This is a genomic window from Methylocystis sp. H4A (assembly GCF_015709545.1).
GTDB classification, from domain to species: Bacteria; Pseudomonadota; Alphaproteobacteria; order Rhizobiales; family Beijerinckiaceae; genus Methylocystis; species Methylocystis silviterrae.
The window spans coordinates 240,318-255,734 of record NZ_JADNQY010000027.1 but is presented as its reverse complement, the minus strand read 5'-3'; the positions used below and the strand labels follow the sequence as shown (position 1 = coordinate 255,734).

The window sequence follows — 15,417 nt, the reverse complement described above, 5'->3', positions numbered from 1 at the left end:
CTATGAAACGCGCGCCTTGAAGGCGACGCCCATGGAGTCGGCGGCATATATCGCGTCCATGAGAGTCGCGGCGGTCACCTCAAAGGGTTCATTATGCGCGCTCTCGCCGACGGCGACGGCGCGCTCGGCGATCGCCCGCGCCGTCTCGCGCGACAGATTTGCGAGCCCGAGTTCCGCAAGCGTCACAGGCAAGCCGACCGAAAGGCAAAATCCCATCGCTTCGGCGACCGTCGAACGCGGCCGTCCTTCCAGAACGAGCTGCACCAACGTGCCGAAAGCGACCTTTTCGCCATGCAGCCGATCATGCGTTTCCGGCGCGGCCGTCAGCCCATTGTGCACCGAATGCGCCACCGCAAGGCCGCCCGATTCGAACCCAAGCCCGGAGAGAAGCGTGTTGGCTTCGATGATGCGTTCCAGCGCCGGCGTGATCGACCCTGCCCGCGCCGCAGCGACGGCGGCTATCCCGTCGTTGAGGAGCGTTTTGTAACAGAGCTCGGCAATCGCGGCCGCGGCGATTGTGCTCAGGCCCCCGGCGACGTTCTTGCGATGCGCGCGGATGGCGGCGTCCGCTTCGAAAAAAGTGGCGAGCGCGTCGCCCATGCCCGAGATCAGCAGGCGCACCGGCGCGCGCGCGATGACCGCGCTGTCGACAAGCACGAGATCGGGGTTGCGCCGGTAAAAGAGGCATTTCTCGAACACCCCATCCTCGCTGTAGACGACCGAAAGCGCGCTGCAGGGCGCGTCGCTCGACGCCGTCGTTGGACAGCAGGCGACGGGAAGCTCAAGTTCCGCGGCGACGGCGCGTGCGGCGTCCAATGTCTTGCCGCCGCCGGCGCCGACGATCGACGCGGCCGAGACTCGGCGCGCCTCTTCCTTGCCCCGGGCAATCTCCGCAAACGAACATTCCCCGCCGAAATCCATAATCGCATGGTCGAGTCCGGCGGCCGGGAACGTCTCGCGCCACACCGGCTCCAACGCCTTGCGGGCGGTCGGACTCGCGATGATCAGCGCTTTTCCTGAAATGCCGAGCCGCGAAAGCTCCGATGCGAGCGACATCGTCGCGTCGCGGCCCTGAACATATCTCGCGGGAGCGCAGAAAACCTTCAACATGCGGGAGATCCGATCTGATGCGTGAGGGTTGCGATTTGAGAGCAAATGACGTCGCAACGCAACGCATCGGCTTGAGATCAGCTATCTTCAGGCTGGTTGCGGCAGCTTACCCGGACGCTGCGCTCAAGAGGCCGAGCAGGCGGCGCAAAAAAGGGCCGGCCCCAGCGGCCGGCCCTGACCCCTTCGAAAAGCTATGGGTGTTTGCAACGTTCGGATCATTGCGCGTCTCGTTGAAAGGCGCAGTGCGCCGGCGCACTTGTGCATGCGGCACGGCCCATGTCCGAAGCGTCCGCCAAGCCGGCGTCCATGCGCATCGATGATCGCCCTGTCTCCTTCGCAAGCCGCTGCGACGAATGTCGGCAGCAGATTGGGTAAATTTGCCGCTTGAAATCAGGCCGCGCACGCTTCTCAATCACCAGCGCGATCAGATGAGCGGAAAGGGACACAAAAGTGTGCAGCATTCCGGACGATATTTTTACCGAGCCTGAGTTCTCCCCCGATACGCTGGCTAATCTGGGTCCGTTGCGCCGTTTGGCGGGCGTGTGGCAGTCCGATCGAGGCGTGGACGTCAATCCCAAGGCCGAAGGGCCCGAAACGCGGGCGTACCGCGAGCATATCCGGATGGATCCGATCGACCCGCAGACGAACGGGCCCCAGCTCCTCTATGGTTTGCGCTATCACATCCATATCAACACCCCGGAGGAGGCGATAACCTTTCACGACCAGGTCGGTTATTGGCTCTGGGAGCCAGCCACGGGCCTGATCATGCAGACCATCGCGATTCCGCGAGGACAAGTCGTGCTGGCGGGTGGAACGGCGAAACCCGATGACGCGCGCATTTCAGTCGAGGCGCGGCGTGGCGACAGTCGCTTCGGCATTTGCTCGACGACCTTCCTGGAAGAAGCGTTTCGCACCGACTATTACCGAATCGACATCGCCTTCAACGACGATGGCAGCTGGACCTATGTGACGCGAACGGATCTCGCCCTGCGCGGCGTCACGCCAGCATTCAACCACCACGACACAAATACACTGCGGCGGATCGCGCCCCCGACGCCAAATCCGCTCGTCGGCCTGCTGGACGGCAAAATGGGTTAGCTCTGCTTGGCGCGGCGATGACGCAGTTCACGAAGGAAACGCTCAGCTCTTCGATCAGCGGCGCACGTAACCCAGTCTAATGAACTGGGGGCGCGCTCAAATCGGATAATGAATCGGCTAATCGCGTGAAGCGCATCCGAGGCTGCGAAACTGTTGTGGCCGATCGCGTTACCGATCCGGTTCGCCGAACTCAGCACAATTGAGGTTGATCGTCTCTGCTGAGCAACGGGCCAGCCTTCCGCAGACCAAAAGTCGCGCCTACACCAAAAGCCATGGACACTTAAAAAATTTCGGCATTCGGCGTCGTCCGCGCTCATGTGTTGACAACGCCCCCTGCCCCGTGCGTTCCTGAGCCGTTAGATAGATGCGGCTTTTTAGCGGTCAACCAGAGTAGGAATGACTGCGATGAAAAAGATATTTTTACTGAGCGCCATTCTTTTCAGTGGCGTGATCCTGTGGGCTATTTCGAAGCCTTTGCCGGCCAAAGAGCCCTCACCGCTGGCAGGACGCGATGGCGCTCTAATCATCGCAAATGTTGTCGCGCTCGACCAGCTGCTCGTCTACAACCGTTTTGGGTCGTTCAATCCCTTCGGGATGATCTACGCGCTACGCGAAGATGTCGTGCCGGTCGACAAGGCTGTCGCGTACACGTCCGCCTCAGACTGCGAAACGCCCGAAGCCGAAACGAATTCCCGCGCGATTGGCGCAGCGCTCGAGCCCGGAGCGGTTCGGCTGCGCGACTGCAAACGCCCGCGTCCTATGGCGTTGAGGGTCAACGTCGGCGACACGCTCGAGGTCCATTTTCAAAATCTGCTCAGGCCGCTGCAGCCGGGACTTACGAAGGACTTCTGTCCGAACTCTTTCCGCGAGCCGCCTGCCGGTAAAGACAATTTGAACGACGCCGTATGGAAAGACGAATTTCCAAATGGCCAGTCGTCCGCCCGGCAACATTGCAAGGCGAAGAAGGAAGAAGCTGGCGGCGAGCCAACCAAGCCTGAAATCGATAAGGATTGGCCGAAAACGCGATTGGCAAATTTCGCCGTTGCGGGTCTCAAGCTTGCGGCCAAGCAGACCGACGGATTCGACCGCGACATCTGTCTCGGCGTCTCGGCGCTGCCGCCGGGCGGACGTATTGTCGTTTGTCGATTTGAGATCAATCACGAGGGGCCCTTCTTTGCAACGTCGAATGCGGCGATGTCCGGCGGGGAAGGCGACGGCGGCTCGCTTACGCACGGGCTTTTCGCATCCGTCATCGCAGAGCCCAAAGGCAGCGCGTGGTACAGGAGTCAGGTCTCGCACGGCGTTCTCGACGCCGCCTGGCCAAAGGAAGGCGCGACCGAGCCGCACGCGCGCAAGGGCAAGCTCGACTACGAAGCGAAAGACGGAGCCGGCTTCCCCTATCTCAACATGCTGAGCGCGGAGGAGAGCAAGGATGGCGAAGCGCGTTATCGCCTTGCGCATAGCGATCTGAACGCAATCGTGCGCGAGCCAGCCAAGGATCGTGGGCGCTTCTCCGCCTTCCGCGAATTTACCGTCGTGCTCCACGATGAGATGAAGACCTACTACGCGGAAGCCTACCGAATGCTCGGCGGCGCCGATGCGCAGTTCAAGCAGCTCGCCGGCGTACGTGACGGGTTCGGAGTCAATTATGGCTCTGGCGGCATGGGCCCCATGCTCATCGCCAACCGCAAGAAAATGGGGCCGGCCGCCGATTGCGTGGAATGCCTCTACGAAGAATTCTTCCTGCAGTCATGGGCGAATGGCGATCCGGCGCTGCTCGAACAGTTCCCGGACGACCCGTCCAATGTCCATCACTCCTATCTGAATGACCGCGTCGTTTTCCGAAATTTCCATGCAGGCCCCAAGGAGACGCATGTCTTCCACCTGCATGCGCACCAGTGGTTCGCGGGCAATGATTCCGGACGCGGCGCCTATCTCGACAGTCAGACGGTCGGGCCCCAGCAGGGCTTCACCTACCGCATCTATCATGGCGGCCTGCGCGATCAAGGGCCGGGGGGATGGTGGGAGACGCATGGCGCCGGCAACCGCAATCGCGCGCCGGGCGACTCGATTTTCCATTGCCATCTCTATCCGCATTTCGCGCAGGGCATGTGGGAGCTCTGGCGCACGCATGATGTTTTCGAGGACGGCTCGCGCAAACTGCCGGACGGACAGAAGAGCCCGGGACTGTCGATAAATCCGACCGCGTCGGACGATGAACACAAGACGCGCGCGGGCACCTTGCCGGATGGTTCGAATCTGGCGAACGCCGAAGGCACGCCGATACCTGCGCTTGTCCCGCTGCCGGAGGAGCCGCTGCCGTTGCTGCCGACCTATGGCGACAAGGGCATGCCAGGCTATCCTTTCTACATCGACGGCAAGCCGGGCCACCGTGCGCCGCAGCCGCCGCTCGACATGGCGCTGGACAATGGCAAGCCGTTGGATGCGGGCCTGCCGCGTCATGTCGTGAAGGACGGCGAGCGCGAATTCGCGGCGGGGGCCGCGCCGATTATTGACGGCGCGCAAAATGTTAATGCGCTACTCGCCCGCTCGCTCGCCATCGGCGATCTCTCGGCGGATTACACGAAGTTGCATCTCAATATTCTGCCATATGACGGCTCCGACGTTGAAAAGCGCGGCATGGCTTTTCATCATAATGGGCTTCTCGCCGGCGCGTCGGGCGAGACGCAGCCGCTGCGGCTGCGCCAGATCGACGGATCGCCGGCGCAATTCGACAAGGACAAAGGCGGGTATTCAACGGTCACGATTTCCGCGGCGACGGCCACTGCTGCTGGCGGCGCCGCGGCTCCGGGTTGGTTTTACGTTAATGGCGCTCCGCCACGTCCAGGCGCGCCCTTTGCCGACCCTTGCGCAATCGCCGATGGGCTAAACGCGGGCGCGGCGAAATCGGACCCGCTCACCAACGATGGCGTCGCGTTCACGCCCGATCCCAAGATGATCGGCTTCCGTCGCTATGATGTGTCCGCGGTCCAGTTGCAGAAGATGATCGTCAATCGCGCTGGCTGGCACGATCCGCAGGCGCGCATCGATGTGTTGAGCAGCGAGGCCGGAGATTACAAAAACAAGATCCGCGCAGACGCGGCGCCCTTCTTCTTCCGGGCGCGCTCGGGCGAATGCATCGAGCTGCGCCACACCAATGAAATGCCCAAGACTTTGGCGCGAGATGACTTTCAGGTCGAGACGCCGACCGACACTGTCGGGCAGCACATTCATCTCGTGAAATTCGACGTGACGTCTTCCGACGGCTCGGCCAATGGCTGGAACTATGAAGACGGCACCTTTGCGCCTGACGAAATCTCCGAACGCATCTGTGCGAGCCAGCCGTCTCATGGCGGCTCTGTAACAGGAGGATCGACCCAGCTGCGCGGTCGAGTCTGCGGCAAGAAGGATCACTGGAAAACGCCACGTCTTGGCGCCGGCGGCCAGCCGGGATGGTTCCAGACTACGGTCCAACGCTGGTTCGCGGATCCGATCCTGTCTGAGGAGATTGTTGGCGCGAAGCCGACGGACCGCACCATGCGAACAGTCTTCACGCATGATCACTTCGGTCCGTCATCGATCCAGCAGCACGGCTTCTACTCGGCGCTCGTCATAGAGCCGACACATGCAAGCATCTGCCCTGAGCATGTGACGAATAAGAAGGACTGTGACAAGCTGGCGAAAGAGGACGCCGGCATACAGCTCCGCATCGGGGATGAAAAGCTCGTCGGACCGCGCAAGCTCGTGCTCGAGCGAGGCGATCCAGACCGCAAACCTCATGTCGCCGATACGCGTGAATATGCGCTGGCGATTGCCGACTTCGCACTGCTCTACGATCCAAAAGCGCCGAAAGCCGAGATCCAGTATCGGGAGGAGACTCCTGCAAAAGGCCTTGTTTGTCTCGCGAAGGAGGCCGAAGCTTACGCCCGGGACAAAGCGGCCTATGACGACAAACTGAGTCTTGCTTCCACCTGCAGCGGACGCGATGGCGGCGGCGCGGACGGCGTTTCGGCGTCACCCATTCTGCATACGCACTACACGTCCGACGAAGCGCAGAGCGTCGCGGCGCAGATGCGCAGCGCAGCTCTGGAGCAGCGGCGCATCCATGGCCGGCCGATCGCCGCGCCGGAACGTCCGGAGTCGATTTCAGTCGATCATCACGATCCTTACCTCGTGAATTATCGCAATGAGCCTGTGCCGCTGCGTGTCGGCGCGCGCGCCGGACATGAGAACGAAGGGTTGGGTTACGGACCCTGTGGTTTTGCCGCGGCGGGTGATCGCAAGGAAGAGGATCGTAGCGTCGCCGCTCAGCGGATGGGCGACATGGGCGACTTCGGCGAGACTTTCCGCAGCATCATGCTCACCGGCACGCAAGCCGGGCAGACCCATGGCGATCCTTGCACGCCGATCCTTGACGTCTACGAGAATGAAAATATTCAGATCCGTCTCATTCAAGGCGCACAGGAGGTTCAGCACGTCTTCACGCTCGAAGGCGTAACCTTCCCCCGCAATCTCGATCAGCACTTTGTGTCGCATCGTGATTTCACGTCGCAGAACCAGGAAGCGGAGGCGAATCCGACATGGTGGCGCCGGTGTCATGACGCCACGGTGGCGCTGGCGGGCGTCGACAGGTCCGCGCGGGCTTCACTGCTAGCGGCGTGCGACAATGTCGATGGCCGAGAGACAGGGCAGGAGATCGGCATCTCGGAGCACTTCGAGTTCGAAGCGCCAATGCGCCGGGAAGGGGTTATGCAGGCGGCGTTGCCGGTGGTTGAATCGCTTGCGCGGGCCGCGCCACGAGGCAAGGTCGCGCGCGCCGCGCCCAAAGATCTGATGGCCGATCCGGTTTTCGCCAATCGTATGACGGCGTCGGACTTCCTCTATCATTTCGGCACGCTTGATGCGATCTGGAACGGCGCATGGGGGCTTCTGCGCGTGTATGAAGAGTCGAAACGGCCGCGCGTCGCCTATGACATCGGCGCATGCCTCGACGCGCCGAGCGACGACCCCAGCAAGGCGCTGAACTGCATCAAGGCTAATCCGCAGGCGCCTGGAAGCAAGTTGAGGCCTGCGTCTCAGCGGCTCACGTCGCTCACGACAGCGCGTGCGATCTTGGGAACCGAGGATGCGCGGAATAAGCCGCCGTCGGAAGCCGAAGAAACGGCGCTTGCGCCGTCTTTGCCCGCGAGGCGTCCGACGCCTAAATTCGGCGTGACCTGTCTGCCCGGCGCGCCGCATGTGCGGGCGACCGTGGCGGCCGTGGAGGCGACGGCGCTGAACGCCAAAGGCGTCGTCTATCATCCGCAGGCGCCTGTTCTGCGTGACCCCAATGGTCGCCTGCTGGTGCTCATCGACTCGGAGCAGAACGCCGAAATTTGGCCGGCGGCAAGTCTCGCCGCGTCTGACGCAAGTCAACCGACCATCATCCGAAAGGTCAAGGACTCGCTCTCTGCGAGCCAAAATTTTTCGGGCGAGCTCCCGACGACGGCGATCCAGCCGCTCGTGCTGCGCATAAACGCCGGCGATTGCCTGGATCTCACTTTGGTCAACGCGCTCGATGAGAACGGCGAAGACAAACCGGGCGACGCTCTCATGCCGAAGATCACGCCGCTCAACGTCGATACGCATGACGGATGGAATGTCGAGACAGGCGAATTTCTTGCGGGAAATGAACCGGCGGCGCGGAATGCGCGGCCGTCGAGCCATCTGGCGCTGTCCATCCCCCTCACCGCAACATCAAATATGAGCACGACGCCGAGCCCGGTCGGCGTTGACGCGGGCGAGAGCGTGACGCCGAAGAAAGCGGCGCGCATGTTCTTCTATGCCGGCGTGCTAAGCTCCAAGGATGAGTCGCAACAGAATTATTTTGACGAACTCGCACGGCAATTTGCCCAACCGTTCTGCGATGCAGAGGGGCTGCAGTCGGCGCGTCTCGCAAAGTATGACCCCGGCAAGAATGAGCAAAATTCCTTCATCATAGACGTTCTGGGACGTTGGTTTGCCCTCTCCATGAATGGCGACGCGCTTCCTGACGCTGCGCATCATCGAGCCCTGGCCCAATGCATCAGCGACACGATTGCGAAATTTGAAACGCAGAAAAAGGGATTTCAACCTTACGCTTTCGGCGCGCTGCCGATACGGCCGCTTGGCGATGTTTTCAACCAGCTGCCGCATGGCCTCGCGGGCGCGCTCATCGTCGAGCCGCAGGGCGCCTGCTACGCCGGACGCAATCAGCCTGGCGTTTGCGTCGATGGCAAGCCAGCGACGCAAGCGGAGCCTGGTCAAGCCGTCACGCTGGTCCCGTCGCAGATGAAAGCGAGCGCGTCGATCAAGCTGAAGCAGGGGTTCGACAATGCCGGCGAGCATGTGCCGCCCCCTGAGGCCGCGTTGAGCGAGCATGTGTTACTTTGGCAGGATGGGCTCAACCTTCACGCCGAGAATTCGGACGGAGGCATGCCCGTCGCGGACTGCCGCATCTGCGATGACACATACGACTTCGGCAAGAAGGGCGTGAACTATCGATCGACGCCAATCTTCGCCCGAAAGAATCTTAGAGGCGAAGCGCCCTATACAGAGGGCGTGCTGAATGGCGCCGCCGACGCCAATGCCGTCGAACTTGGCGAGGATATTTTCCATGTGAAGGGTAAAGGCGCGGAGCGCACGCCGATCGTTCTGAGCGCAAGGGCCCGGGAGGAAGTCATGTTTCGTGTCGTCCATCCCGGCGGGCGGGCGCGTCAGCGCGCCTTCATCATCACGGGCAACGGCTTTGACGATCTTTTCCCGGGGTTCGGGTTCCCGAACGCGGCGCTGCTCGCGCCTGGCAAGTCGATCACCGCCGCGCTGCGTCGCCCGCTCGGACCGGGATGCCATTTCTGGCACGACGGTCCGCGCCTGATGGCTGGCCATGGCGCGTGGGGACTCCTCGAAGTAACAGATGAAAATGGCGAGGGCGCATGTCCCGGTTCGGAGCGGCAGCAGGCGTTTTCGCACTGATTATCGGCGCCGTCGACTTGGCTCAGACCGAAGAGCTGGTGACGCCGATCGTCCTCGAAACGACCTTTATCGATCCCACGACCGGACGGGAAAGTGAGGCCGTGTCCGGCACGCCGCTGCTACTCAAGGCGGCGTTCCGCAACGCGTTGCTGGACCGTCCGCAGAGCCTGCAGCAACCGCGCGGATTGCTGAGGCCGACGGACGGAGTCGGCGGCGATTGCGCCGAAACGGCGCGGGCGCTCCGCGCGACCGGGGCTCTCGCGCGCGGCGATATCGCGCTCGACGGGCAGTTTCTTGCGCTGCTCTCGAAAGATGGGCGTATCAGCGTTGTCGATCCGCAAATTTCGCTCGCGACGAGCAACATTCTACGCATCATCGACCTGAAGGAAGCGCCGTCCGACCTCGTCGTAAACGCGCGAGGCGCACTCTACGCGATCCTGCCGAAGCGCGACATTCTCGCCCGGATCGACGTCGCCTCGGGCGTCGTCGCGCCTGTTGATGGCATTTCCGCGCCACGCGCGATCGCGCCGACGCCGGATGGCGTTGGCGTCGTAACGCGCGACAGCGCAGCGTTACTCCTGCGCAACGACAAGGTTCAGCGCATTGCACTGACGTTCGAGGCGCACGGCGTACGTGCGACCCAAGACGACGCGCTGCTGTTTGAGGGCGCGCAAACGATTGCTCTCGTCAATGCGCGAGGGCGCGTGGTCGCTACGGCGCCGTTCGAGACCGCGAGCAAGATAGCCTATTCGCCGCTCGCAAATGCTGTACTCGAGCTGGACAGAACCGCGCCAGTCGCGATGCTGCGCTATTTTGATGGCGCGCCCGCCCAAAAGATCGCGCTCGCCAATCGAGCCGACATGCTGACGCTGACGCCCGATGGCCGCTATGCGATCGCGGCGCTCCGCCGCGAGGGGAAGGCGAGCATCATCGATCTGGCGCTCGGGCAGATGGTCCAGGCCATTGCGTTTGGCGTCGCGCTCGAAGACCTCAGCTTCACGGAGCATTCGATCGCAATGATCCTCGAGAGCCGCGGAACCGCGGCGCTCATTGCGCGCGACAGCATTCGCAAGGGACAAGAACCGATGGTGCGCCGAATTCCGCTCGGTCCGCAAGACGGCGCGTCGGGTGAAGCGGATCGGGGGCTCGTGGCGCATGCTCCCGATAGCGAGACGCTTCTGATCGTTTCGCCATCGCGCGACGCCGTCCTGTTCCTTGCTGACGCCGGAGTCCACGACAGCGCCTCGCTACACTCGGTCAATCTCAAGGGCGACCCGCCCGTGCGCCTTCTTGCCGTGCCGCGTGGCCTCCGCGAGACGGCGCCCGGACAGTATGAGGCGCTGGTGACCTTTGCGCGCGGCGGACCGCATCGGCTCCTCATCTTTGACGACGCCAGGAGCCCGCTGCTTTGCCGCGATATTGCCGTGCGGCCAAGCGCGGTAGACGCGTCACAGGCGCAGGTTTCCCAGGAAATCGGCCTCAATATCGAAGTTCTGCGTCGGACTGCGCAAGGCCTGGAAGTCGACTTCACGCTCGAATCGGAGGGGACGGCGGCGCATGCGTTGATCGCGCAGGGTCTTCTCTCTCCATGGCGCGCCGAGGCGCCGGTGACGATTGCGGACGGGCGACATCATGTGGTTCTTCGTAGCGCGGGCCCAGGGCCTCTCGTGCTTTATGCTATCTATGGCGACGGCATGAAGACGTCGCCAAAGCTGGTGGAGTCGGCGCCATGATGGCCTTGCAGCGTATTGCCGCTGCATCGCTCTTCGTATTTTTAGCAGCGGGCGCATCGGCGTTTCAATCTTTTCACGTCACATTGCCATCGGTCGAGCTGTCGGACCAACTTGGTCGCCACGTGGACCTCGGGCAGGAGTTGATGGCGCCTGACGGCGTCGCCGTGCTCAGCTTCTTTTTCCAGGGCTGCAAGGCGGCCTGTCCCGTCACTGAAGCAGAGATGCACTTCCTCGATACGCAGCTTGCGCCGCACGCGCGGCTCCTGACCCTGACGCTTGATCCATTGCGCGACACTGTAGAGCGCCTGGCGCGCCATGCCGCACAGACTGGCGCAAGCGCGCGCTGGCGGTTCCTGACAGGCGACCGCGAAGCGGTTGACGCATTGCTCGACCGGCTCGATGTCCGCTTTGGCGCGCTCGACGAGCATCCGACAGTCATCTTCCTCGCCGTGCATGGACAGCTGTTCCGCTTGAACGGCCAGCCGGACGCGCGCGAGATTGTCGCGCTTATCAAACGTCTCACGTCATGAAAGCTCCGAGCGTCGCAATACTGCTTTGTGTCTGTCTTTGGGCGTCGCAAGCCTGCGCGAGCTATGCGCGCGCGCTCTTCCTGCGCGGCGAGCTTCCCGGCGGAGGCCACACGCAGCCTTGTGCAGGCTGCCATGGACTTGATGGCGGCGGCCGGCGGGAGGGAGGCCTGCAGGCGCCGGCGCTCGACACGGAAAGTCTGACTGATCGTGCGGGACCGTCCGGATATGATGGCGGCGCGTTGGCGCGTCTTCTCGCGGACGGGCGCACGCCTGACGGACGCAATATCGATCGCGTCATGCCGCGCATCGTAATCGACGCGCCGCTTGCGGATGAGCTTCTGGGGTTTCTTGGCTCCTTGCGCGCCGAAGACAGCGCCGGAGTTGAGCAGGAAGGTATCCGCATTGGCGTATTCGTGGCGCGTGCGGATGACGCGCTTCCCGCGCTCTTCGCCGCGGCCGTTGTGAGATGGAGCGAAGGCGGACAAATTTTTGGTCGACGCATTCTGGTCGAGCCCGTGAATGAAGCGGACTTGCGCAAGAGGGCGTCGTCACTTTTCGCAATTGTCGGCTTGACGGCGGCCCAACGCGAGATCGAAGCCACCCTCACGAAAAATGGACTGCTGAATCTGTTCCCCCGCCATCCGTTCGAGGGAGATGAAGACGCCGATCGCAATCGTGGCCTCACCCCGGACTTTACGGCGCTCGGGCAGGCGCTCGGCGCGGCGGCGTCGGAGTGCGGTTCTGTATCGATCGACGATGACGACGCCCGCCGCGCGCCTTCGCTTTTTGCGGCGATGAAGCGGGAGCTTAAACCCGGGCCGTCCATGACACGAAAATGTCGGATTGCGCTCGGAGGCGTTCCATTGCTCGCCGCAGATGAACATCTCATCGCGCCGTTGGATGTCGTCGCGGGGCGCCTCGACGAAATCAAGGCGCGTCCGGCGGGCGCGACCCTCATCGATATTCGCCCCGCGTCCAGCGAGGATACAACGGTCGAGATCAGAGTGCTTAGCGATGCACTGCGCTTTGCCGATGCTGGCGCGCTCGTTCTTGTTGATGGACTCATCAGAGCCGGGAGACGCCTTACGCGTAGTCGATTCATGCAGGCGCTGGATACCGCCGTCCTTGCGCCGCCTGGATGGCGAAAGATCGATTATCGGCAGTATCGCCTCTCGGGCGTCGTTGAAACGAACAGGATCGAGTTGGGCGCCGGTGCGGCGCGTCATTGACGTTTTGAGATGAAGAGATGCCATTCCATCGAATCGATATTCATGAGTTCAAGCGGCTCCTCGACGACTGGTTTCCAAACCGGCGTCGCTCCATCATCGAAGTGCATATGCATCATACATGGGGGCCGAATCTTGCGGCCTTCGAGGGGCGCGCCTCGATCGAAGAGATGTGGCGGCGCGACACGGAGGAGAAGGGCTGGTCCGATATCGCGCAGCACGTCACGATCGACCCCGAAGGCATGATCTGGACGGGCCGCCATTGGGATGCGCCGCCCGCTTCGGCGAGCGGGCGCAATGGTGATGCTAAGGCAGGCCCATTCATGGTGAGCGTCGTTGGCGACTTCGACGATGGGAAGGAAACGTTCGACGGAGTGCAACGAGAAGCGACGCTGCGTGTCATCGCGCTAGTTCAGGACCGATTCGAGCTAGCGCCAGAGTCCATGCAATTCCACAATATGCTGGGCACATCCAAGACCTGTCCGGGATCTGGAATTTCCTATCCGGAGATTGTCGTCGCTGTCCGCGCCTTCCGAGGAACAGCGCTACCCCGCGCGCGCCGCAGCCAGTCAGGTCCAAGTCGCACGGCTTTGCGTGACTGGCTCGGCGCGGCCCCGCAGATTGATGCGCATATACATTTGCATGAGCCTAACTGCTGCAAGCTGGCGCCACGCGACAGCGCTATGCGGGGCAGAGAATTGGATCCCGACATTCTGCAGCCGCATATGATCAACATTTGGAATGGCAGATTCTCCTCTGGCGGCGCCTATTCGAGTTCGGCGGAACAGGTGACGCGCATCTTTTCGCACCATTTGCCTGCCGCGCTTCACTCGCTACCTGCCGGCAAGACCCTCCCGATCGTGCTTTATGCGCATGGCGGACTTGTTAGCGAGGAAGCAGGTCTGCACATTGCGCAGAATCAAATTCCCTGGTGGAAGGCGTGCGGCGTCTACCCGATCCATTTCACTTGGGAGACCGGACTGCTCGAAACCATTCTCCGCTTCTTTGGCGTCGCACGCGTCACGAGAGATCTACCTGACATATCGGACGCAATTGTCGAAACCGCGGTTCGCGCAGGCGGGGGTGGCGCGATCTGGGGAAAGATGAAGGAGTCCGCGTCGAGCGCATTCGAACCGGGCGCCGCCGGGACGTTCGTTCTTGAGCACCTTGCACGATTTGTCGCCGCGTTCGCGGCGAGAGTGAAGGTCTACGCGATCGGCCACAGTGCGGGCTCCATCTTCCATGCACATCTGCTGCAACGCATGCAGGCGCTCAACGCGCCCGCTCTCGACGCAATCTATTTTCTCGCTCCAGCGATCACGGTCGACGCCTATTCGCGTCTGATCGATCCACTTGTCGGCGACACCGTGAAGCGCGTCGATGTTTTCACCATGTTCGATAGGGCGGAAAGAGACGACACGGTCACCTTCGCCTACCGCAAATCGCTGCTCTACCTCATCCATAATGCGCTCGAGGCCGAGCCCGGCGAACCTGTTCTCGGGCTTGAGCGATCATTGAGAGGAAATGCGACGCTCGCGCGACGCTTTGGCCTCAACGGTTCGTCCGCGACAGGATCGGTCGTCTTCTCGCCGACGCAGGCAATAACGGGGATGTCCGCGAGCCGTTCCGACACACATGGCGGCTTCGATAATGATCCGCCGACGATGGAAAGTATTGCGCGGCGGATCCTCCACGTCGCAGACGGCGCGCAACTGCCGGCGCCATTTCCACCAGACACGGAGAGTCGGTCGTTTGCGACCCTAGAAAAGCAACCATTTTTTTTGCAAGGAGAAATTGCCATGACGAGCGATACGAAAATGGCAGGACGTCGCGCCGCGCTTTGTATTGGGATCAATAAATATAGCCACCCCGATGATCGTCTCTCCGGTTGCGTCGCTGATGCGCAAGAATGGGAAGCAGCGCTGAAACGACTCGGATTCGAGGTGCAGGCGCTGCACGACTCCCGCGCGACAAAGCGCCATATTATCGAGGAACTCGGAAAAATGATCGCGAATAGCCAGGCCGGCGATGTGCTGGTGCTGCAATATTCTGGACATGGCACTTTTGTGCCAGACCAGGATGGCGACGACGAGGGCGGTAAAGACGAGGCCATTTGTCCGGTCGACTACGATACTGGCGAACTTCTTGTCGACGATGAAATCCGCGCCGAACTGGAAAAGTTGCCTCAGAACGTTCATCTGACGATGTTCATGGACAATTGCTATTCCTATTCCAATGGTCGCTTTGCGTTGGGCCGCGTTTTAGAACCTTCGGCAAACGGCAAACCTCGCTTTGTCAAACTGCGTCGTTCAGTGCTCGACCGTTACCTCGAGATGCGTCGAGGATCGAGGCGCACGCGCGCGTTCAGTCGCGGCGGGACACAGGAAGAGATGCGCTGGGTTGCGTTCTCGGCATGCAAGGACAATGAACTTGCATGGGAGACTAATGGCCGCGGCGACTATTCGCGGATTGCGATTCCGCTGCTCTCGCAGGCGGGGCTTACAAACCGCGCGTTCAACGAAGAGGTCATTGCGGGCTTCGGAGCAAATCCCAGACAGACGCCGATGCTCGACTGCCCCGTTGCGATGAAGCAGTCTCAACTCCTCGCTGGCGCCAAATCCGGGGGCGCAGTCGCACTCAAGCCGGAATTGCTGGGAAGCTCGAGCGCGCACCGGGCCAGCGCTGTCGCCGACATGCTCGAAGCAATCGCGCGCGTCATCCGCTAGA

Annotated in this window: 7 protein-coding genes; 6 read left to right on the top strand and 1 reads right to left on the bottom strand. The window is 62.0% G+C overall.

Annotated elements, in window-relative coordinates:
• Positions 1-1,110, bottom strand: a complete 1,110-nt coding sequence (locus IYW40_RS15900) for a glycerol dehydrogenase (RefSeq protein WP_196401278.1) — start codon at positions 1,108-1,110, stop codon at positions 1-3.
• Positions 1,111-1,560: 450 nt separating this feature from the next.
• On the opposite strand from IYW40_RS15900, the gene IYW40_RS15895 reads away from it, so the two are divergent.
• The 6 genes from IYW40_RS15895 to IYW40_RS15870 all read left to right on the top strand — a co-directional run bounded on the left by IYW40_RS15895 (position 1,561) and on the right by IYW40_RS15870 (position 15,416).
• Complete coding sequence (locus tag IYW40_RS15895; protein ID WP_196401277.1) at positions 1,561-2,208, top strand: heme-binding beta-barrel domain-containing protein; 648 nt, start codon at positions 1,561-1,563, stop codon at positions 2,206-2,208.
• Positions 2,209-2,613: 405 nt separating this feature from the next.
• Positions 2,614-9,201 carry a hypothetical protein gene (locus tag IYW40_RS15890; RefSeq protein ID WP_196401276.1) on the top strand — a complete coding sequence of 2,196 codons (6,588 nt, stop codon included), beginning with the start codon at positions 2,614-2,616 and terminating at the stop codon, positions 9,199-9,201.
• Positions 9,162-10,934: a hypothetical protein gene (locus IYW40_RS15885; protein ID WP_196401275.1), complete on the top strand. Its 1,773-nt coding sequence runs from the start codon at positions 9,162-9,164 to the stop codon at positions 10,932-10,934. Before IYW40_RS15890 ends, IYW40_RS15885 begins: the two co-directional genes overlap by 40 nt.
• A complete protein-coding gene (locus IYW40_RS15880) occupies positions 10,931-11,464 on the top strand; it encodes an SCO family protein (RefSeq protein WP_196401274.1) in 534 nt (177 codons plus the stop codon). Before IYW40_RS15885 ends, IYW40_RS15880 begins: the two co-directional genes overlap by 4 nt.
• Positions 11,461-12,693 carry a hypothetical protein gene (locus IYW40_RS15875; protein ID WP_196401273.1) on the top strand — a complete coding sequence of 411 codons (1,233 nt, stop codon included), beginning with the start codon at positions 11,461-11,463 and terminating at the stop codon, positions 12,691-12,693. The genes IYW40_RS15880 and IYW40_RS15875 overlap by 4 nt, the downstream gene beginning before the upstream one ends.
• A gap of 17 nt (positions 12,694-12,710) precedes the next feature.
• The gene (locus IYW40_RS15870; protein WP_196401272.1) at positions 12,711-15,416 is read left to right on the top strand and encodes a caspase family protein; all 2,706 of its coding nucleotides are present in this window, start codon (positions 12,711-12,713) and stop codon (positions 15,414-15,416) included.
• Position 15,417 lies beyond the last annotated feature (1 nt).

Bases quoted from the DNA above. Each gene is read 5' to 3' on its own strand.
- IYW40_RS15900 (WP_196401278.1), bottom strand. From the start codon at position 1,110: ATGTTGAAGGTTTTCTGCGCTCCCGCGAGATATGTTCAGGGCCGCGAC.
- IYW40_RS15890 (WP_196401276.1), top strand. From the start codon at position 2,614: ATGAAAAAGATATTTTTACTGAGCGCCATTCTTTTCAGTGGCGTGATC.
- IYW40_RS15885 (WP_196401275.1), top strand. From the start codon at position 9,162: ATGTCCCGGTTCGGAGCGGCAGCAGGCGTTTTCGCACTGATTATCGGC.
- IYW40_RS15880 (WP_196401274.1), top strand. From the start codon at position 10,931: ATGATGGCCTTGCAGCGTATTGCCGCTGCATCGCTCTTCGTATTTTTA.
- IYW40_RS15875 (WP_196401273.1), top strand. From the start codon at position 11,461: ATGAAAGCTCCGAGCGTCGCAATACTGCTTTGTGTCTGTCTTTGGGCG.
- IYW40_RS15870 (WP_196401272.1), top strand. From the start codon at position 12,711: ATGCCATTCCATCGAATCGATATTCATGAGTTCAAGCGGCTCCTCGAC.